Annotated in this window: 18 protein-coding genes; 9 read left to right on the top strand and 9 right to left on the bottom strand. The window is 44.4% G+C overall.

Annotation, left to right across the window (positions count from 1 at the left end):
- Positions 1-114 precede the first annotated feature (114 nt).
- The 4 genes from ccoG to C9J12_RS16090 all read left to right on the top strand — a co-directional run bounded on the left by ccoG (position 115) and on the right by C9J12_RS16090 (position 3,854).
- Positions 115-1,545, top strand: a complete 1,431-nt coding sequence (ccoG, locus tag C9J12_RS16105) for a cytochrome c oxidase accessory protein CcoG (RefSeq protein ID WP_107243643.1) — start codon at positions 115-117, stop codon at positions 1,543-1,545.
- 101 nt (positions 1,546-1,646) lie between these two features.
- On the top strand, positions 1,647-2,633 hold the full coding sequence (locus tag C9J12_RS16100; protein ID WP_107243642.1) for a serine/threonine protein kinase: 987 nt from the start codon (positions 1,647-1,649) through the stop codon (positions 2,631-2,633).
- Positions 2,634-2,717: 84 nt separating this feature from the next.
- Complete coding sequence (locus C9J12_RS16095; RefSeq protein WP_107243641.1) at positions 2,718-3,320, top strand: thiol:disulfide interchange protein DsbA/DsbL; 603 nt, start codon at positions 2,718-2,720, stop codon at positions 3,318-3,320.
- 78 nt (positions 3,321-3,398) lie between these two features.
- On the top strand, positions 3,399-3,854 hold the full coding sequence (locus tag C9J12_RS16090) for a DUF523 domain-containing protein (protein ID WP_107243640.1): 456 nt from the start codon (positions 3,399-3,401) through the stop codon (positions 3,852-3,854).
- A 21-nt stretch (positions 3,855-3,875) separates the two neighbouring features.
- On the opposite strand, the gene C9J12_RS16085 is transcribed toward C9J12_RS16090, so the two are convergent.
- Positions 3,876-5,408 (bottom strand): YifB family Mg chelatase-like AAA ATPase, encoded by a 1,533-nt coding sequence (locus C9J12_RS16085; RefSeq protein WP_107243639.1) that lies wholly within the window; start codon positions 5,406-5,408, stop codon positions 3,876-3,878.
- 387 nt (positions 5,409-5,795) lie between these two features.
- On the opposite strand from C9J12_RS16085, the gene ilvG reads away from it, so the two are divergent.
- The 5 genes from ilvG (at position 5,796) to ilvA (ending at position 12,144) form a co-directional block, all read left to right on the top strand.
- Positions 5,796-7,442: an acetolactate synthase 2 catalytic subunit gene (ilvG, locus tag C9J12_RS16080; protein ID WP_107243638.1), complete on the top strand. Its 1,647-nt coding sequence runs from the start codon at positions 5,796-5,798 to the stop codon at positions 7,440-7,442.
- The gene (gene ilvM / locus C9J12_RS16075; RefSeq protein WP_107243637.1) at positions 7,442-7,690 is read left to right on the top strand and encodes an acetolactate synthase 2 small subunit; all 249 of its coding nucleotides are present in this window, start codon (positions 7,442-7,444) and stop codon (positions 7,688-7,690) included. The genes ilvG and ilvM overlap by 1 nt, the downstream gene beginning before the upstream one ends.
- 21 nt (positions 7,691-7,711) lie before the next feature.
- On the top strand, positions 7,712-8,650 hold the full coding sequence (gene ilvE / locus C9J12_RS16070; RefSeq protein ID WP_107243636.1) for a branched-chain-amino-acid transaminase: 939 nt from the start codon (positions 7,712-7,714) through the stop codon (positions 8,648-8,650).
- Between the two features lie 93 nt (positions 8,651-8,743).
- Complete coding sequence (gene ilvD / locus C9J12_RS16065) at positions 8,744-10,585, top strand: dihydroxy-acid dehydratase (RefSeq protein ID WP_107243635.1); 1,842 nt, start codon at positions 8,744-8,746, stop codon at positions 10,583-10,585.
- Between the two features lie 5 nt (positions 10,586-10,590).
- Entirely contained in the window at positions 10,591-12,144 is a 1,554-nt protein-coding gene (gene ilvA / locus C9J12_RS16060) for a threonine ammonia-lyase, biosynthetic (protein WP_107243634.1), read from the top strand.
- A gap of 48 nt (positions 12,145-12,192) precedes the next feature.
- Here the strand turns inward: ilvA and C9J12_RS16055 are convergent, their stop codons facing one another.
- From C9J12_RS16055 to atpG, 8 genes are all read right to left on the bottom strand, one after another.
- Positions 12,193-12,573 (bottom strand): helix-turn-helix transcriptional regulator, encoded by a 381-nt coding sequence (locus C9J12_RS16055; protein ID WP_107243633.1) that lies wholly within the window; start codon positions 12,571-12,573, stop codon positions 12,193-12,195.
- A gap of 228 nt (positions 12,574-12,801) precedes the next feature.
- On the bottom strand, positions 12,802-13,179 hold the full coding sequence (locus tag C9J12_RS16050) for a helix-turn-helix transcriptional regulator (protein WP_006233371.1): 378 nt from the start codon (positions 13,177-13,179) through the stop codon (positions 12,802-12,804).
- Positions 13,180-13,487: 308 nt separating this feature from the next.
- Positions 13,488-15,320: a glutamine--fructose-6-phosphate transaminase (isomerizing) gene (gene glmS, locus C9J12_RS16045; protein ID WP_107243632.1), complete on the bottom strand. Its 1,833-nt coding sequence runs from the start codon at positions 15,318-15,320 to the stop codon at positions 13,488-13,490.
- A gap of 18 nt (positions 15,321-15,338) precedes the next feature.
- The gene (locus C9J12_RS16040) at positions 15,339-16,109 is read right to left on the bottom strand and encodes a DeoR/GlpR family DNA-binding transcription regulator (RefSeq protein WP_107243631.1); all 771 of its coding nucleotides are present in this window, start codon (positions 16,107-16,109) and stop codon (positions 15,339-15,341) included.
- Positions 16,110-16,320: 211 nt separating this feature from the next.
- Complete coding sequence (glmU, locus tag C9J12_RS16035) at positions 16,321-17,682, bottom strand: bifunctional UDP-N-acetylglucosamine diphosphorylase/glucosamine-1-phosphate N-acetyltransferase GlmU (protein WP_107243630.1); 1,362 nt, start codon at positions 17,680-17,682, stop codon at positions 16,321-16,323.
- A gap of 226 nt (positions 17,683-17,908) precedes the next feature.
- On the bottom strand, positions 17,909-18,331 hold the full coding sequence (locus C9J12_RS16030) for a F0F1 ATP synthase subunit epsilon (protein WP_107243629.1): 423 nt from the start codon (positions 18,329-18,331) through the stop codon (positions 17,909-17,911).
- Between the two features lie 17 nt (positions 18,332-18,348).
- Entirely contained in the window at positions 18,349-19,755 is a 1,407-nt protein-coding gene (gene atpD / locus C9J12_RS16025) for a F0F1 ATP synthase subunit beta (protein WP_011220096.1), read from the bottom strand.
- A gap of 32 nt (positions 19,756-19,787) precedes the next feature.
- Positions 19,788-20,654: a F0F1 ATP synthase subunit gamma gene (atpG, locus tag C9J12_RS16020; RefSeq protein WP_107243628.1), complete on the bottom strand. Its 867-nt coding sequence runs from the start codon at positions 20,652-20,654 to the stop codon at positions 19,788-19,790.
- Positions 20,655-20,666 lie beyond the last annotated feature (12 nt).

Here is a 20,666-nt window from a genome sequence, read left to right as displayed (position 1 = left end):
ATATAATCAACTGATAACATCTATCGGTAATTATTTACATTTAACGGTCAGGCAACGTATCTGAACCGATCCTTTTGCTGTGTCAGTGCAAGGAAATCCAAGGAAAGTAATGTCATGAGCCAAGAGAAAATCAAAATAAAGGATATCACCCCTCAACAATTTAACCCCAAAACACATAAAGGCACATCAGATCGTTTTAATCCAAGCAACCAAATCTATGTCCGTGCCGTAAAAGGGGTTTATCAACAACTTCGCCAGCGGATGGGGTGGCTATTAATGGTGCTCTTTATGGGCGTACCTTGGATTCCTTATGGTGATCGACAAGCAATATTGTTAGATATCGGTCAGCAGCAATTTAACTTCTTTGGCACGACATTGTGGCCACAAGATCTCACCATTCTGGCATCGTTTTTCATGATTGCCGCGTTCGCACTCTTTTTTGTTACCACCTTTTTAGGGCGTGTTTGGTGTGGGTATTTCTGTCCGCAAACAGTCTGGACCTTTATCTATATCTGGTTCGAAGAAAAACTAGAAGGCTCGGCCAATAAGCGCCGTAAGCAAGATTCACTCAAGCTAACCAAAAAGCTACTGGGTAGAAAAATCCTCAAGCACATCGCATGGTGGGCAGTGGCACTCGCAACAGGGCTTACATTTGTCGGTTACTTTGTCCCCGTTAAAGATTTAGTGGTCGATTTTTTCACGTTTAATGTCAGCTTCTGGGCGGGTTTTTGGGTACTGTTCTTTGCAGTATGTACCTATGCCAACGCAGGCTGGATGCGATCGATTGTTTGTATTCACATGTGTCCGTATGCACGATTCCAATCCGCCATGTTTGATAAAGATACCTATATTGTCGGTTACAACGAGGAACGAGGCGAAGCCCGTGGCCCTCGTTCTCGCAAGAAAGATCCAAAAGAACTAGGCTTAGGCGACTGTATTGACTGCGATTTATGCGTTCAGGTTTGCCCAACGGGCATTGATATTCGTGATGGGCTGCAATATGAATGTATTAACTGTGGTGCTTGTGTCGATGCATGTGACAAAACCATGGATCGTATGGGGTATGAAAAAGGGCTGATCAGCTATACCACTGAACACAAGCTAGAAGGACATAAAACCCATGTAATGCGTCCTAAATTAATCGGCTATGGCGCAGTCATGTTGGTGATGGGCGGATTATTTTTCTATTTAATCGCCTCGGTCCAACCCATGGGGCTGGATGTGCTCCGTGATAGAAGCCAGCTATTTAGAATCAATAATGAAGGATTGGTTGAAAATACTTACACCTTGAAGATCCTGAATAAAACCCAGCAAGACACCACCTATTCACTATCTGTCGAAGGGCTAGAAGACATTGAATGGTATGGCGCTCAAACCGTAAACGTTTCTGCGGGTGAAATCTATACCTTGCCAATCAGCTTAGGCGTTGACCCATATGTTATGAAAGCGCCAATTGTCGATATCACTTTTATTTTACATAAAGGTGTAGGCGATAATGAAACGACATTGCACACTGAAAGTCGTTTTATTGGTGAACTCCGCTAGTCTCACTTAATCAGTAATATCAATAAAAGGGCCAGAACAGGGCCCTTTTTTATTATGATGGTATAAGATACATCACTAATTTGGTTCTGGATGTTGCCGCAATGACTCAACAAAGCTTTAGTTTTTCTGACCTCACACCTGATTTATTACTCGATGCGCTCGACAGTGTGGGTGTGTATGCCGAATCAGGATTACTGGCGCTAAACAGTTATGAGAATAGGGTTTATCAGTTTAAAGCTGATGATGGCGCCCGCTACGTGGCAAAGTTCTATCGTCCACAACGTTGGACTAACGAGCAGATTCAAGAAGAACATGATTTTACACTCGAGTTAGCAGATCAAGAAATTCCAGTTGCGGCACCTATCGTATTTTCGGGTGAGACTTTAACGCATTTTAAAGGTCATCGTTTTACCTTATTTCCAAGTATGGGGGGTCGTCAGTATGAAGTTGATAATATTGATCAACTTGAGTGGGTGGGTCGCTATCTAGGCCGTATCCATAACATAGGTAAAAGTAAAAACTTTGTTCATCGTTCCACAATGAGCCTTGATGAATACCTTTATCAACCACGTAAAATTTTAGAAAATGCCGATTTTATTCCTGACTACCTCAAAAAAACTTTTTTCTCAGATCTCGATCTACTCATTAAAGAGCTAGACCAACGTTGGCACTCTGATTGGCAATCCATTCGCTTACATGGCGATTGTCACCCAGGTAATATTTTATGGCGCGATGGCCCTTTATTCGTCGATCTCGATGATGCGCGTAATGGTCCTGCAGTCCAAGATTTATGGATGCTATTAAATGGTGATCGTAATGAGCAACTCGCACAACTTGATACCTTGTTAGAAGCTTACACTGAATTTTCTGATTTCAATCCAAAAGAATTGCAACTTATTGAACCTTTACGCGGTCTTAGAATGGTTCACTACATGGCTTGGTTGGCAAAACGCTGGCAAGACCCTGCATTTCCCCGTGCATTCCCATGGTTTGCTGATGCAAAATACTGGGAAGGACAAGTGCTATCATTTAAAGAGCAACTCGCGACATTAAATGAACCGCCGCTGCAACTAATGCCACAGTGGTAATGACCTAAAAAATAACACAACATAATTAGAACAATGGAAAGTAGCTAAAGGCTATTTCTTAAAACTCAGGGAGTACACCGCAACATGATGAAGAAACTTTTGGCTCTAGCGAGCGTAGCACTATTATCTTTTTCCGTTCAAGCAGCCAAGTTTACTGAAGGCGATTACTACAAAGTACTTGAACTACCTAAATCAAGCAGCCCGATCGTTACAGAATTTTTCTCTTTCTATTGCCCACACTGTAATAGCTTTGAGCCAATGATTCAGGAACTAAAAAAGCAGCTTCCAGATAATGCTAAATTCCAGAAAAATCATGTTTCTTTCATGGGTGGCTCTATGGGTAAATCCATGAGTAAAGCTTTCGCGACATCTATCGTTCTCGGTATCGATAACAAGATGACACCTGTGCTTTTCAATCGCGTTCATGGGATGAAAAAGCCACCACGTAATGATGCGGAATTACGTCAAATCTTCGTTGATGAAGGTGTTAAAGCAGAAGATTTCGATGGTGCCTACAATAGCTTTGCCGTTAATTCGATGGTTAATCGTTTTGATAAAGGCTTCCAAGATAGTGGTCTAACAGGTGTTCCAGCTCTTATCGTTAACAATAAATACCTCGTACAAACAGGTAAAATACAATCTTCTGATGAGTACTTCGAGTTAGTAAATTTCTTACTTAAAAAGTAACATTCGTGCAAGTACACAGCAGTACAGAAAGGGGCTTATATGCCCCTTCTTTTTATCCCGCATTAGGTATTATTTTTTATGGATAAGATCCTCATCAGCGCCTGTTTATATGGCTTACCAGTGCGTTATGATGGAAAAGATAACCAGCTGACCGATAGCTTATTACAACAGTGGATACAACAAGACCGCTTAATCGTATTATGCCCAGAGGTTTCTGGCGGGTTACCCACACCTCGACCACCAGCAGAAATTCAAGCAGACGGAACCATCAGAACCAAGAACAATATCGATGTTACTGACGCCTTTTTACAAGGCGCACATCAAGCCGTCATGCTGTGCCAGCAACATAATATCAAGTTCGCGATCTTGAAAGAAAATAGCCCCTCATGTGGCAGCCATTTTATTTACGATGGGCAATTCAATGGCACAAAGGTTACCGGGCAAGGTTTAACCGCAGCTGCACTAACAAGAATAGGCGTCCAAGTATTCAGTGAAAACCAACTTAGTACCTTAAACGAAGTCCTTGATTCATAAGCCACATCCACCTCCGTTTGATCAAACCACTTGAGCGGTTAAACGCTTTAATAATCGATCCATCGAACGATAACCTAATGCCTCGGCAAGGTGCCCGCGCTCAATTTTGTCTTTCCCCGCTAGATCGGCAATTGTTCGCGCCACTTTAATGATTCGGTGATAAGCCCGAATAGATAAACCAAGTTGATGTAATGCACTTTCTAGAAATTCTGCATCCTCTTTCACCAGCGCACAGTGCGTATCTAACTCACGAGTAGACAATAAGGCATTGACCTTGCCGCCACGGGCTAACATCACCTTTCTTGCATGATGAACTCGTTGTTGGATAACGGCACTGGTCTCACCCCGATCCCCCCCTTCAGCCAATGTGCCACGTGGTAAACCTGGGATTTCTATCGACATATCGAACCGATCCAATAACGGGCCAGATAAACGGCTAAGGTAGCGTAATATCGCTTGTGGGTTAGTCCGAGACTGATTACCTTCGTAATAACCTGTTGGGCTAGGGTTTAAGGCACCAATCAATTGAAAGCGAGCTGGGAAACAGGTTTTACTGGCTGCACGAGAGATCACAATCTCACCAGACTCTAACGGCTCACGCAGTGAATCTAAGACCTTTCGCCCAAACTCTGGCATTTCATCTAAGAAGAGAATGCCATTATGCGCCAAGGAAATTTCACCAGGCTTCGGCACAGAACCGCCCCCGACTAAAGCCGCCATCGAACTTGAATGATGCGGGGTTCTAAAAGGCCGTTTAAGCCAGTTACCTTCATGCAATGACTGCTGAGTCAATGAAGCAACAGATGCCGTTTCTAGGGCTTCTGCGTGCCCCATTTCAGGTAATAAATCACACAGGCGAGAAGCCAGCATGGTTTTACCCGTACCAGGAGGGCCTAAAAACAATAAGTTATGCCCACCAGCCGCGGCAATCTCTAACGCACGCTTACCCTGTTGCTGACCGATAATATCTTGCATATCGCGATCATTTTTAGGGCGGTCTTGGGCTATTTCAGCCTCGTTTCGATGACGTAACTGCAATTGTTGTTGACCACATAAATGCCCACAGACAGCCAGTAAATCGCCAGCAGATCGATGTTTATCTTTCCCCACAAGTGCAACTTGATCGCCATTATCATCAGGAACAATTAAACATCGCCCAGCCTTCGTTGATGCCAACGCTGCTGGCAACGCCCCTTTAACCGGACGTAAATCGCCCGATAATGCGAGTTCACCAAGAAATTCATATTCGTGCAGTTTATTCATCGGGATTTGTCCCGACGCAGCCAAAATACCTAACGCTATAGGCAAATCAAATCGCCCCCCTTCTTTGGGTAAATCGGCGGGGGCTAAGTTGACGGTTAGTCGACGTGAAGGGAATTCAAAATTTGCATTTACAATCGCACTGCGAACCCGATCTCGTGCCTCTTTGACCGTGGTTTCTGGCAACCCAACCAAATTGAAGGCAGGCATTCCGTTACTCAAATGCACCTCAACGGTAACGGCGGGCGCGTCAACACCCACACATGCTCGGCTGTGAACAATCGCAAGAGTCATTCTTAATCGTCCTGTTTAGATTACATACTAATAAGTTAATGAAACGCTTCTATTTCGTTTCACAAAAAGCCTATTTATGCAGATTGTTTGCAAAGAAATCATAAGTTTTTTCTTGTCATGCGAGTCATGTCTGTGTTACCACTTAGGTAGAGCGACAATTAATCAATAAAATCGGACAGACAATAAATGCCATTTAACGCCAAAGCCCTACAACTCATTATTATCGTCATCGTGGTGATTATGTCACCACGAGGGGAGTGCTAGGCGTTAGGTAGCAAGAAACACAACAAACGCATAAGCCCCCGCACTGAAAGGTTCGGGGGCTTTTTTAAATATTCAAAATCAGCAATAAAAAGCAATGCGGAAGCACGTTTTTAAGGAGCAGCAATGACAGGGGCAGAGTTAGTTGTACACGCGCTGCAGCAACAAGGGATAACCACGATATTTGGTTATCCTGGTGGCGCAATTATGCCAATCTATGACGCACTCTATGATGGTGGCGTCGAACACATTCTTTGCCGTCATGAGCAGGGTGCTGCAATGGCTGCGATTGGTATGGCTAGAGCCACTCAAGATGTTGCTGTATGCATGGCGACATCCGGTCCTGGTGCCACTAATCTGGTAACAGGATTAGCCGATGCTTTTCTTGATTCAGTGCCTATGGTTGCGATTACTGGACAGGTAGCCAGCTCGCATATTGGCACCGATGCCTTCCAAGAAATGGATGTGATTGGTATGTCATTGTCTTGTACCAAACATAGCTACCTTGTTACCGACATCAATGATCTCGCCCCCACATTAGCTGAAGCGTTTATTGTTGCCAAAGCAGGTCGACCTGGCCCGGTTATTGTTGATATTGCCAAAGACGTACAGCTAGCCCAAGCACCTGTTGAACTACTGCCGTTTGTTGCAGAGCCTGCCATTCCTGTTGCAACCTCAGAATCTATCGCTGAAGCGCAGCGCCTTCTAGCCGCAAGCCAACGTCCAGTATTATATGTCGGCGGTGGTGTTCAAATCGCAAAAGCAACCGACACTGTGCGTACTTTTTTAAAGCTAAATCCAATGCCATCGGTCAGTACCCTGAAAGGGCTGGGCACAGTAGAGCGTCACGACCCCCATTATTTAGGCATGCTGGGTATGCATGGCACTAAGGCGGCGAATTTAGTCGTTCAAGAGTCTGATTTATTAATTGTAGTGGGTGCCCGCTTTGATGATCGCGTAACCGGCAAGCTTGATACTTTCGCACCGCACGCAAAAGTCATTCACCTTGACATTGATGCCTCTGAATTTAATAAATTACGTATTGCCAACGCGCCATTACGCGGTGATGTCAATGTGATCTTGCCGCAATTAGAACTGTCACAAAACATCTCTGCTTGGGTACAACACAGTGAAACATTACGTTCTGATTTCAAATGGCGTTATAACCACCCTGGCGATCTGATTTATGCACCACTGCTGATGAAAAAACTATCCGATATGATGCCCGACAGCTCGGTAATTTCGACCGATGTCGGTCAACATCAGATGTGGGCAGCCCAACACATTCAGCCCCGAGAACCACAAAATTACATCACATCTGCCGGCCTAGGTACGATGGGCTTTGGCTTACCCGCCGCTATAGGAGCGAAAGTCGCCAGACCAAACGATGAATCGATCCTAATATCGGGTGATGGTTCATTCATGATGAATATTCAAGAACTTGGCACCATAAAACGTAAGCAAATCCCAGTGAAAATAGTGCTGATCAATAACCAACGCCTCGGCATGGTAAGACAATGGCAATCGCTTTTTTTTGATGGCCGTCACAGTGAAACGATCTTAGATGACAACCCTGACTTTGTCGTATTAGCCAGTGCGTTTGGTATTCCAGGCAAAACAATTACCAAGAAAGAAGAAGTAGAGCCGGCGTTAAAAGAAATGCTAGCAAGTAAAACCGCTTATTTGCTGCATGTACTTATCTCTGAAGAAGAAAATGTATGGCCATTAGTGCCACCCGGTGCTGCGAACCAAGATATGCTGGAGAATACCTAATGGAAAGATACCTACTCAATATCAAAGCGGATGATAAACCAGTATTACTAGAGCGAGTTTTACGCGTTATTCGCCACCGTGGCTTTATAATTAAACAAGTTAATGCAACACAGAATCACGAGAGTAAAATAGCAAGTGTAGAAATTATCGTCGACAGTGACCGTCCGATTACAACGCTGATCAATCAAATAGAAAAGCTTTGGGATATACGCACCGTCAAAACCACATTATTAGAAAACCGAGATTAGTACAGAAGGAAGGTACACGAGATGGCAAACACAGCAGATTACATTTGGTTTAATGGTGAAATGGTTCCTTGGGCAGAGGCAAATGTGCACGTCTTAACCCATGCAATGCACTATGGTACATCGGTTTTTGAAGGTATTCGCTGCTATAACACCCCTAATGGCCCCATTGTTTTCCGTCATAAAGATCACATGGACCGCTTAAAGAATTCAGCCAAGATTTACCGCTTCCCAATTCCATACTCATCTGAAGAATTAATGGAAATTTGTCGTGAGACGATTCGCGTCAACGAACTAGAATCTGCTTATATTCGTCCATTAGGCTATGTCGGTAATGTCGGTCTAGGGGTTTGCCCACCGGTTGATACTGAAATGGATCTTATCGTCGCGGCTTTTCCTTGGGGGTCATACCTTGGTGAGGAAGCATTAGAAAGTGGTGTCGATGCCATGATTTCAAGCTGGAATCGTGCAGCACCCAATACCATTCCAACCGCCGCCAAAGCGGGCGGTAACTACCTTTCATCATTATTAGTCGGTAGTGAAGCACGCCGCCACGGTTATGCCGAAGGCATCGCACTGAGTGTTGATGGTTACCTCTCTGAAGGCGCTGGCGAGAATATTTTTGTGGTTCGTAATGGAATATTGTCTACACCACCAGCAACGTGTGCAATCTTACCTGGCATCACGCGTGATTCAATCATGGTGCTAGCCAAAGAGATGGGCTATGAAATTCGTGAAGAAAATATCGCGCGTGAAGCACTCTACCTCGCAGATGAAGTCTTCATGACAGGCACTGCGGCAGAGATTGTGCCAGTTCGCAGTGTTGACCAAATCTCGGTAGGTGAAGGTAAACGCGGCCCTATTACCAAAGAAATTCAAGCGGCTTACTTTGGTCTATTTAATGGAACAACAGAAGATAAATGGGGCTGGTTAGATTACGTTTACCCTAAATCTGACAAGTAAGCGCACCAATTAAGTACATCATATTATTCGTTCATCTTGCCACACCAATTATAGCGGCAAGATGAACAACGCAATAAAAGGATTTTTACTGTTATGCCTAAGTATCGTTCAGCCACCACCACCCACGGTCGTAATATGGCCGGAGCCCGCGCATTATGGCGTGCGACTGGCGTTAAAGATGAAGATTTCGGTAAGCCGATCATTGCCGTCGTTAACTCTTTTACGCAATTTGTACCAGGCCATGTTCACTTAAAAGACATGGGACAACTCGTGGCGGGTGAGATAGAGAAAGCAGGCGGTATCGCCAAGGAGTTCAATACTATTGCCGTTGATGATGGTATCGCAATGGGGCATGGCGGCATGCTGTACTCTCTTCCGTCGCGAGAACTCATTGCTGATTCGGTGGAATACATGGTTAATGCGCACTGCGCCGATGCAATGGTGTGCATCTCTAACTGTGACAAAATCACCCCAGGCATGCTAATGGCCTCACTGCGACTCAATATTCCTGTGATCTTTGTTTCTGGTGGACCGATGGAAGCCGGTAAAACAAAACTGTCTGATCAGATCCTAAAGCTGGATCTTGTTGATGCCATGATTCAAGGTGCAGATCCTACGGTGTCTGACGAACAAAGCGAACAAATAGAGCGATCTGCTTGTCCTACGTGTGGTTCATGTTCAGGGATGTTCACCGCGAACTCCATGAACTGTCTAACAGAAGCATTAGGATTAAGCCAACCAGGTAATGGTTCAATGCTGGCGACTCACGCCGATCGCGAACAACTATTCATCAATGCGGGTAAACGTATCGTTGATCTGACTAAACGTTATTACCTTAACGATGATGACACCGCATTACCGCGTAATATTGCGAATAAAAAAGCCTTTGAAAATGCAATGGCGCTCGATATCGCAATGGGTGGCTCAACCAATACCGTATTGCACCTATTAGCTGCAGCAAAAGAAGGTGACATTGATTTTGATATGGATGACATCGATCGTATGTCTCGTCTTATACCACACCTTTGCAAAGTGGCTCCCTCAACACCGAAATACCACATGGAAGATGTACACCGCGCTGGTGGTGTTTACAGTATTTTAGGTGAACTTGATCGCGCCGGTCTGCTGCACACCGATACCCACAATATACTTGGTCAAACCTTTGCTGAATCACTGGCTGAATACGATATCGCGGTAACCGAATCACAAGCGGTGAAAGATTTCTTCCGTGCCGGTCCTGCTGGTATTCGCACCACCAAAGCCTTCTCACAAAATTGTCGCTGGGATACCTTAGATGACGATCGCGCCAATGGCTGTATTCGCAGTAAAGAGCATGCGTTTAGCCAAGATGGCGGGCTCGCAGTACTTTCGGGCAATATCGCAATCAAAGGCTGTATTGTGAAAACAGCAGGCGTTGATGAAAACAGCTTGGTCTTTAGCGGACCAGCCGTAGTTTTCGAAAGCCAAGATACTGCTGTTGAAGGCATTCTTGGTGGTAAAGTGAAATCTGGCGATGTGGTTGTTATTCGTTATGAAGGGCCTAAAGGTGGTCCGGGGATGCAAGAAATGCTGTACCCAACCACTTACCTTAAATCAATTGGTTTAGGGAAAGAATGTGCTTTAATTACTGATGGTCGCTTCTCTGGTGGCACAAGTGGTTTATCGATTGGTCATGTTTCACCTGAAGCAGCCGCTGGCGGTACGATTGGTCTCGTGAACAATGGCGATATCATTAATATCGATATTCCCAACCGCGGTATTGAATTACAAGTTGATGACGCAGAGCTCGCCCAACGCCGTGCGCTGACTGAACAACAAGGTTGGAAGCCAGCTAACCGTCAACGTGAAGTATCTTACGCATTACGCGCGTATGCATTACTTGCAACCAGTGCCGATCAAGGTGCTATCCGTGACAAATCTAAACTCGAAGGATAATAACGATGAGCGAAGTAACACAGGCCAAGGATGTAGAGCTATTAAGCGGAGCCGATTACCTTCGCAATATTCTTCGTGCGCCTATCTATGAAGTGGCACAAGTGACGCCACTCCAAGATATGGATCGATTGTCAGCAAGGATCGGCAATCGCATCCAGTTAAAACGAGAAGATCGCCAGCCGGTTCACTCGTTTAAACTGCGTGGTGCTTACAACATGATGTCACAGCTAACCCCAGCGCAACGTAAAGCGGGGGCTATTGCAGCCTCTGCGGGCAATCATGCTCAAGGGTTAGCATTATCCGGCCATAAGCTTGATGTTAGTGCAACCATCGTTATGCCACTGACCACACCTGCGATTAAAGTCGATGCGGTGAGAAGCTTTGGTGGCAAAGTGGTTTTGCACGGCAATAATTTTGATGAAGCCAAAGCCCACGCTGAAGAATTAGCGCAACAATATGGTTATACCTTCATTCCACCCTTTGATCACCCATCAGTGATTGCAGGACAGGGCACCATCGGTATGGAACTTCTCCAACAAAATGGGCATCTTGATTATGTTTTTGTTCCTGTTGGGGGCGGCGGTTTAGCGGCTGGAATATCGGTATTACTTAAACAGTTAATGCCGAATATTAAAATCATCGGTGTGGAAGCTGAAGATTCAGCCTGCTTGAAAGCCGCGCTCGATGCGGGTTGTCCGGTTACACTCGACCAAGTTGGCATGTTTGCTGACGGTGTCGCTGTAAAACGCATTGGTGAAGAAACATTCCGTTTATGCCAGCAGTATCTTGATGATGTTATTACCGTTAGCAGCGATGAAATTTGCTCTGCCGTTAAAGATATTTTTGAAGATACCCGGGCCATTGCTGAACCATCTGGTGCACTCTCTTTAGCAGGACTCAAAAAATACGTTGAGGTACACCAGCTACAAGATAAGCAGCTAGCATCCATTTTATCGGGGGCTAACCTCAACTTTCATGGTCTACGCTATGTATCAGAGCGTTGTGAATTAGGTGAGAAACGAGAAGGTCTCTTAGCGGTAACAGTGCCAGAACGGCCTGGGGCTTTTCTTGATTTTTGCCATATTTTAGGTGGCCGAGTAGTGACTGAGTTTAACTATCGCTACAACGACGATGCACTGGCTAATGTCTTTGTGGGGGTGCGCTTAATGCAAGGGCAAGAAGAGCTGGACGGCATCATTCACGATCTTCGAAAAGGGGGCTACCCCGTTGTCGATTTATCTGATGATGAAATGGCAAAAGTTCACGTGCGCTATATGATTGGTGGGCGTCCATCAAAGCCACTAAAAGAACGTTTATATAGCTTTGAATTTCCAGAGTACCCTGGCGCACTATTAAAGTTTCTTAATACGCTAGGTACACACTGGAATATTAGCCTATTTAATTACCGTAATCATGGTGCAGATTATGGTCGAGTATTATGTGGTTTTGAATTGGAAGACAAAGATCTGCTGTCTTTTACTAGCCACCTACACGAATTAGGCTACCAATGGAAAGATGAAACGGAAAACCTAGCATATAAGTTTTTTCTAGCCCAATAACAGCGCGAGTCATCAGCTAACAAAAAAGCAGCCCATTGGCTGCTTTTTTTATTTTCGTTTTACTGAGGCAACATAATCAATCCAGCAAGAAACAAAACTCATATTATGCTCAATTAACTTCGAGCGCATCGAACGAGGCACTTGTGCAAATAGATCGAGTAACACTTGAATGTCATTTTTATCTTCAGATGATATTGGTCCTTCATCTTCATAGATAAACCAAATTAGTGGTCGTCCTGTTATATCGGCAATACTCACTAATGTTGATATTCTAGGTTCTGTTTTCCCTGATTCGAGATCGAGATACGTCTGACGAGCTAACCCTAATGCCTTTGCCATCGCAACTTGGGTAATGTCTTTTCGCTCTCTTGCTTCTCGAATTTTAGTCGCTGTCCGTAATTTTACGTTTTCCAACCGAGTATCATCCATTAAACATTACAACAGGCCGTTCAAATAGCGCCATAAATCAGCCGACCTTTGCATTATTGACTTACATGTTAGACCAGTATGACGTTGATAGAGTTATCATCACCCTATGTACAGTTAATATGTGATATCACCCCGCACATGCCTACCTAACCATACAATTAAAACCAACAAACGCCCACAATAACATGCACTTCAGATACTTGTTCATCGTAACTGTATAAAAATAGACTACTTACGTTTGTGAGTTAGCGCCTTGGTATATTCCGCCATAAAGCCTGCTAAATTAATGCTCTGCTGCAAAATAATGTTACGAGCAGAATGAGGTAATCGGCTAAAATATTGCAACAAGCGGTCAATCTCTTCTTTATATTCACTTTCTAAAATTTCAATGCCTTCATCCCCGTAAACAAACCACGTTAACGGACGCTCGGTTATTTCAGAAATTTCTGATAGTAAACGTACTTTGGGTTCTGTTTTACCGGTTTCGAGATCAAGGTACGTCTGGCGAGCAACTTGTAATTGTTGAGCCATATGAACTTGTGTTAACCCTTTCCACTCTCGTGCTTCTTTAATACGCGCAGCGATCTTGGCTTTAGAATCTGTCATGCCTAACCTCCAATACAAAAATAAATGAAGAATGCCTAGCAACCATGACAACACTTGCATGTAGTAAGCCAACTTGCAGATTGATTTACCAACCTAACAAATCAAAGACTTAATTAAAAAATCAGCAACTTATTCTTATATTGGATTGCAGAAAGTAAAAATGCGTTATGGTATTTTCATTTCGCAATAAATGCGTCACTGATGTATTAAAGAATAGACCCAGCATATTTATACGGGCTTAGAAACGACAAAAGGCGCCATAATTGGCGCCTTTTTCTCAATAGTGAAACACTTATTGATAAGTGCTTTTACTCAACAGTAACGGCTTTCGCTAAGTTGCGAGGCTGATCAACATCGGTGCCTTTAATCAATGCAACATGATAAGACAATAGCTGCATCGGTATCGTGTAAAAAATCGGTGCGATGAACTCATCCACTTTTGGCATGGTGATAATTTTCATACCTTCACACTCTTCAAAACCAGCGTCACTATCAGCAAACACGTACAGCAACCCACCACGCGCACGCACTTCTTCAATATTTGATTTAAGCTTTTCTAATAAATCATTGGTCGGTGCAACCACAATCACAGGCATATCAGCATCAATAAGTGCTAAAGGACCATGTTTAAGCTCACCCGCCGCATACGCTTCAGCATGAATATAAGAGATCTCTTTTAATTTCAAAGACCCTTCCATTGCGATTGGGTAAAATTCGCCACGACCTAAAAATAAAGCATGGTGCTTATCGGCGAAATCTTCTGCAAGTTGCTCAATAGGCTTATCAAACGCCAATGCCTTTTCAATTTGAGTGGGTAACTGGTGAAGAGAAGTAACGATCTCTTTTTCTTTTTGCGGATCAATAACACCTTTCTGTTTACCCAATGCCGTTACAAACATCAACAGTGTTGCAAGTTGAGTGGTAAAGGCTTTGGTTGATGCCACACCAATTTCAGTACCTGCACGTGTCATGAACGCCAGATCAGATTCACGTACTAACGACGAGCCTGCGACGTTACAAATTGTCATAGCTGACATGTAACCTTTTTCTTTCGCCAAGCGTAGCGCAGCTAACGTATCTGCCGTTTCACCAGATTGCGACAGAGTGATCAACAGGCTGTTAGGGCGAGTAACAAACTTGCGGTAACGGAACTCAGAGGCAATCTCCACGTCACAACTAACACCTGCTAATGCTTCAAACCAGTAACGTGCTGTCATACCCGCATTATACGAGGTGCCACACGCCACAATTTGTACGTGCTCTACGTTACGTAAAATATCAGCGGCACCAGCACCAATACTTTCAACAATTACCGTGTCATTGCTGATACGTCCTTCCATGGTGTTGATTAATGCTGTTGGTTGTTCAAAGATCTCTTTTTGCATAAAGTGACGGTATTGACCTTTATCGCCCGCATCATGCTCTGCGTTTGATTCCGTGATTTCACGTTCAACCGCGTTGCCATGCACATCAAAAATATTCACATCACGACGGGTGATTTCCGCTACGTCACCTTCTTCCAAGAACATGAAACGACGCGTCACATTCAATAGGGCTAATTGATCAGATGCTAAGAAATTTTCACCAATGCCTAAACCAATAACCAATGGGCTACCAGAACGTGCCACGACTAAACGCTCAGGATCACGACGGTCCATTGCAACAGTACCGTATGCGCCTTCCAACTGAGCAGCTGTTTTCTGTACTGCTTCTAGTAAAGATTTCGCGCTACGTAATTCCCACTCAACAAGGTGAGCAATCACTTCAGTATCGGTTTGGGATTCAAATACGTAACCGCGTTCTTGTAATACTGCACGTAAGACTTCATGATTTTCAATAATACCATTGTGAACAATTGAGATATCACCAGAAACATGTGGGTGAGCATTGGCTTCTGACGGTTCACCGTGTGTAGCCCAACGAGTGTGAGCAATACCTGTACCACCAATAATAGGGTTGCTGTCGACAGCATCTGCCAGCTCTTTTACTTTGCCTAAGCGACGAACACGTTGCAGATTACATTCTGTATCCAGAATAGCGACACCCGCTGAATCATAACCACGGTATTCAAGACGACGTAAACCTTCCACTAAAATTTCAGCCACATCACGTTGTGCTACTGCACCAACAATTCCACACATATTTTTATCTCCTAAATTTTATTCAACTGAGGCACAGATAACCTGTACCCCTTGATGTTCTATTTGTTCTTTCGCTTCAGCGCTTAAGCCATCATCAGTCACCAGCGTACTGATATTGATCCACGGCAGTTCCATGTTGGGAATCTTTCGACCAATTTTGTCTGATTCAACCATTACAACAACTTCACGGGAAACTTCTGCCATGACTCGACTCAAGCCAATCAATTCATTAAACGTTGTCGTACCACGAGCAATATCAATGCCATCTGCGCCAATAAATAGCTGATCAAAATCATATGACCGCAATACTGATTCCGCCACTTGACCTTGAAAAGCTTCTGAATGGGGATCCCACGTGCCTCCCGTCATCAGCAATGTAGGTTCGTTTTCAAGCTCATTTAAGGCATTCGCTACATTCAACGAATTCGTCATCACAATTAAGCCTTGTTTGCTGCCTAATAAACTAATGAGCGAGGCGGTAGTACTACCACTGTCGATGATGATGCGATTATGGTCACGAATACGTAAAGCGGCCGCTTTAGCAATGGCTAACTTACGAACCGAAACATTGTCTTCAACACCGGCGGAAACTATTTCTGAAGGCATCGCAATAGCACCACCATAGCGGCGTAGCAATAAGCCATTAGTTTCTAATGCGGTAAGGTCTTTACGGATGGTAACTTCTGAAGTAGCAAAGAAAGTCGCGAGCTGATCAACGCTAACTTCACCTTTTTCATTCACTAAGCTCACAATAGTGTGGCGACGTTGCTGAGTGTTTCTTTTAGACATTATGTTTTGATTCGTTAGCATTAAGTTTCGAACTGAAACTTAATGATAGCAAAACAAAACAAATAAGATCAATACGAAGAAGGAATATTGCCGTATTTATTTAATCAGAAGAGACTGCTTTGTGGCTACTATCACGAAACACGGGGATCAACAGACGAAAAAAGGCAGATAGAAATCTGCCTTTTTTCATTTTAACGATACAGCAACTACATTATTTTTGCTTTACTGGGCGTTTCCAACCTTTGATAGTACGGGCTGGAGCGCGAGTAATGACTAACTCACCTTCGCCAATATCACGGTTAATCGTTGCGCCAGCTCCAATAGTAGCTCCTTTGGCAATTTTAACAGGAGCGATTAATTGGGTATCAGAGCCAACAAAGACATCATCGCCAATTTCGGTCTTAAACTTATTCACACCATCATAATTACAGGTAATGGTACCAGCGCCGATATTCACTCGATCACCAATATCAGCATCACCTAAATACGTTAGATGATTCGCTTTAGAGCCACGCCCAAGACGTGATTTTTTCATTTCAACGAAATTACCCACGTGAGAGTCACCCACCAGCTCAGCCCCTGGACGCAAGCGAGTAAATGGACCTACAGTACAATCTTCACCGACAGTTGCACCTTCAATCACACTGTAAGGTCGAATAACACTGTTATCATCAATCTCACAGTCTTTCAGCACACAGCCCGCACCAATAAGTACATTGTTACCGATTGAAACGTTACCTTCGATGATCACGTTAACGTCAATCTCAACATCCGTACCACATTGCAACTTACCACGAAGATCAAAACGTGACGGATCGCGTAGCATTACGCCTTGCTCTAATAGACGTTCAGCTTGCATAGCTTGATATGCGCGCTCTAGTCGTGCCAATTGAATGCGGTTATTAACACCTTCAACTTCAATTGGATTAACCGGATGAACAGCTTCAACAGCACGGCCTTCATCATGCGCTATCGCAATAATATCCGTTAGGTAGTACTCACCTTGTGAGTTTTCATTTTTCAGCTGACCTAACCAACGCTTCAGATCGCCACCATTTGCGACCATCACACCAGTATTAATCTCTTTGATCAGCTTTTGCTCTTCACTGGCATCTTTCTGTTCAACAATCGCCACAACCGGGCCATTACGGCGCACAATACGCCCATAACCTACCGGGTTATCAAGTACGACAGTCAGCAGCGCAATACCGCCATCAGGCTGAGCATCAAGTAAGTTAGTTAATGTCTCACCGCTAATCAATGGTACGTCACCGTATAGGATCAGCACTTTTTCATTATCAGCTAAACCAGGAGAGGCTTGATTAACCGCGTGACCAGTACCGAGTTGTTCAGCTTGCAGTATCCAGCTTACAGGCTCATCAGCCAGCACTTGCTGCATCGTATCGCCGCCATGGCCATACACTAAATGGATATGGCTTGCACCAAGATCACCACAAGTGTCAATGACGTGCTTAGCCATCGGCTTACCGGCAAGCGTGTGAAGTACTTTAGGCAAGTTTGAATACATGCGGGTGCCTTTTCCCGCAGCTAGAATCACAGCGCTAAAGCTCATGATGGTTATCCTTTTTGATGCATATATGAAATCGAAACTGCACGCATTGTAGCGCTCTAATTGATGAGATTTAAGAGTAACGCCTTAATTTCCTCTAAGTATTAACGGTATTTTGACGCATATAACACCCTATAGGCTCAAAGAGTTGGCCAAAAAAGTGCCCGCGAGGTAAATCTTAGATATAAAAAAAGCGACCCTAAGGTCGCTTTTTGCGTCATACGTCTGATTAACGCGATTTTTTTGTCAATTCAATAACACGTAACTGAGCAATCGCTTTAGCCAAATCACTGGCCGCTTGGGCAAAGTCGATATCGCCATGCTGGTTCTGGATTTGCTCCTCAGCTTGACGTTTCGCTTCTGCTGCCTTGGCTGCATCCAAATCTTCACCACGAATTGCGGTATCAGCCAGTACAGTAACTGTACTTGGCTGCACTTCAAGCATGCCACCAGAAAGATAAATAATCTCTTCCTCGCCGTGCTGCTTAATGATTCGAACCATACCTGGCGTAATAGCGGTCAGCAGCGGGGTGTGTCCTGCGTGAATACCCAGTTCACCTTCGCTACCACTCACCTGAACGCTTTCAGCACGACCTGAGAATAATTTCTTCTCAGCACTTACTACGTCAAGATGGAAGGTTATCGCTGCCATATCGCCTCCTAGTGAGCTTAAAGCTTCTTAGCTTTTTCCAATACGTCTTCGATCGCGCCACAGTACATAAATGCCTGTTCTGGGATGTCGTCGTATTCGCCAGCAAGAAGACCTTTGAAGCTACGTAACGTATCTTTAAGCGCTACGTAGATACCAGGGTCACCAGTAAAGACTTCAGCAACGTGGTAAGGCTGAGTTAGGAAACGCTCAATCTTACGCGCACGAGATACAGCTTGCTTATCATTTTCTGACAGCTCGTCCATACCTAGAATTGCAATGATGTCTTTCAGCTCTTTATAACGCTGTAGAAGGCTTTGAACACCACGTGCAATGTCATAGTGCTCTTGACCAACAACCAACGGGTCTAGCATACGAGATGTAGAATCCAATGGATCGATCGCTGGGTATAGACCCAAAGAAGCAATTTGACGCGAAAGTACAACCGTTGCATCTAAGTGTGCAAACGTTGTTGCTGGTGATGGATCCGTCAAGTCATCCGCTGGTACGTATACCGCTTGAACCGACGTGATAGAGCCACTCTTCGTTGACGTGATACGTTCCTGAAGTACGCCCATCTCTTCAGCCAATGTTGGCTGGTAACCTACCGCTGATGGCATACGACCAAGTAGAGCCGACACCTCAGTACCCGCAAGGGTATAACGATAGATGTTATCGATGAATAGTAGTACGTCACGACCTTCGTCACGGAAACGCTCTGCCATGGTTAGACCCGTCAAAGCAACTCGTAAACGGTTACCAGGAGGCTCGTTCATCTGACCATAAACCATCGCAACTTTTGATTCCGATGGATTTTCAAGGTTAACAACACCCGCTTCCTGCATTTCGAAGTAGAAGTCGTTACCCTCACGAGTACGTTCACCCACACCTGCAAATACAGACAAACCAGAGTGTTGAAGTGCAATGTTATTGATAAGTTCCATCATATTGACAGTCTTACCGACACCCGCACCACCGAACAAACCAATTTTACCACCCTTAGCGAATGGACAAATCAGGTCGATAACCTTTACCCCAGTTTCAAGTAGGGAAGTCTCGTTAGACTGTTCTTCATAGCTTGGCGCTTCGCGGTGAATAGCATAACGCTGTTCTTCACCGATCTCACCACATTCATCAATCGGCTCACCTAGAACGTTCATGATACGTCCTAGCGTTGCAATACCCACTGGTACTTCAATTGGGCGGTCTGTATTTTCAACAGACAAACCACGACGTAAGCCATCAGAAGTACCCATAGCGATACAACGAACAACACCACCACCTAATTGCTGCTGAACTTCCAGTACTAACGTACCTTTCTCTTTCGCATCAACCTTTAGGGCATCGTATACTTTTGGCACAGAGTCCTGCGGAAACTCTACGTCGACTACTGCACCGATGATCTGTACGATCTTACCTGTAGCCATCGTTAATCCTCTAAACTTATTAATTCTTTGCCTTAAACAGCAGACGCACCAGAAACGATTTCTGACAGTTCTTGGGTAATCGCCGCCTGACGGGCTTTGTTATACACAAGCTGTAGATCGTTAATAATATCTCCGGCGTTATCTGTTGCAGATTTCATCGCAACCATTCGAGCCGCTTGCTCACAAGCAAGGTTCTCAACTACCCCTTGATACACTTGTGATTCGACGTAGCGAACCAACAATGTATCTAACAGGGGTTTAGGCTCGGGCTCATAAATATAGTCCCAAGAATGATTACGCTGCATTTCTTCGTCTTTTGATTTAGGCAAAGGTAGCAATTGATCAATCACTGGTTCCTGAATCATGGTATTAACAAACTGGTTGTATACCAGATACAAGCGATCCAATAGGCCTTCATTATACTTCTTCAACATCACCCCAACGGTGCCGATTAACTCGTTAACGGTTGGGCTATCACCCAAACCAGAAACCTGAGCAACCACGTTACCGCCGTAGCTATTAAAGAATGCTGTCGCTTTAGCACCAACAAGTGCCATCTCAACGTCAGCACCTTGATCTGCCCAACCTTTAATGTCTGTCATCACTGATTTGAACAAGTTAATGTTCAAACCACCACACAAACCACGGTCAGAAGAAACAATAATATAACCTACACGCTTAGCTTCACGTACCTCAAGATAAGGATGCTTATACTCAAGGTTACCAAGGGCGATATGACCGATCACTTTGCGCATAGTTTCTGCGTATGGACGAGATGATTCCATCGCATCTTGCGTTTTACGCATTTTCGATGCGGCAACCATTTCCATCGCTTTTGTGATCTTTTGTGTATTTTGTACACTGCCGATCTTATTACGAATCTCTTTTGCGCTGGCCATCGTTACTCTCCG

Origin of the sequence: Photobacterium frigidiphilum, from assembly GCF_003025615.1 — a bacterium.
Classification (GTDB): domain Bacteria; phylum Pseudomonadota; class Gammaproteobacteria; order Enterobacterales; family Vibrionaceae; genus Photobacterium; species Photobacterium frigidiphilum.
This window is presented reverse-complemented; position numbering and strand designations above follow the sequence as displayed.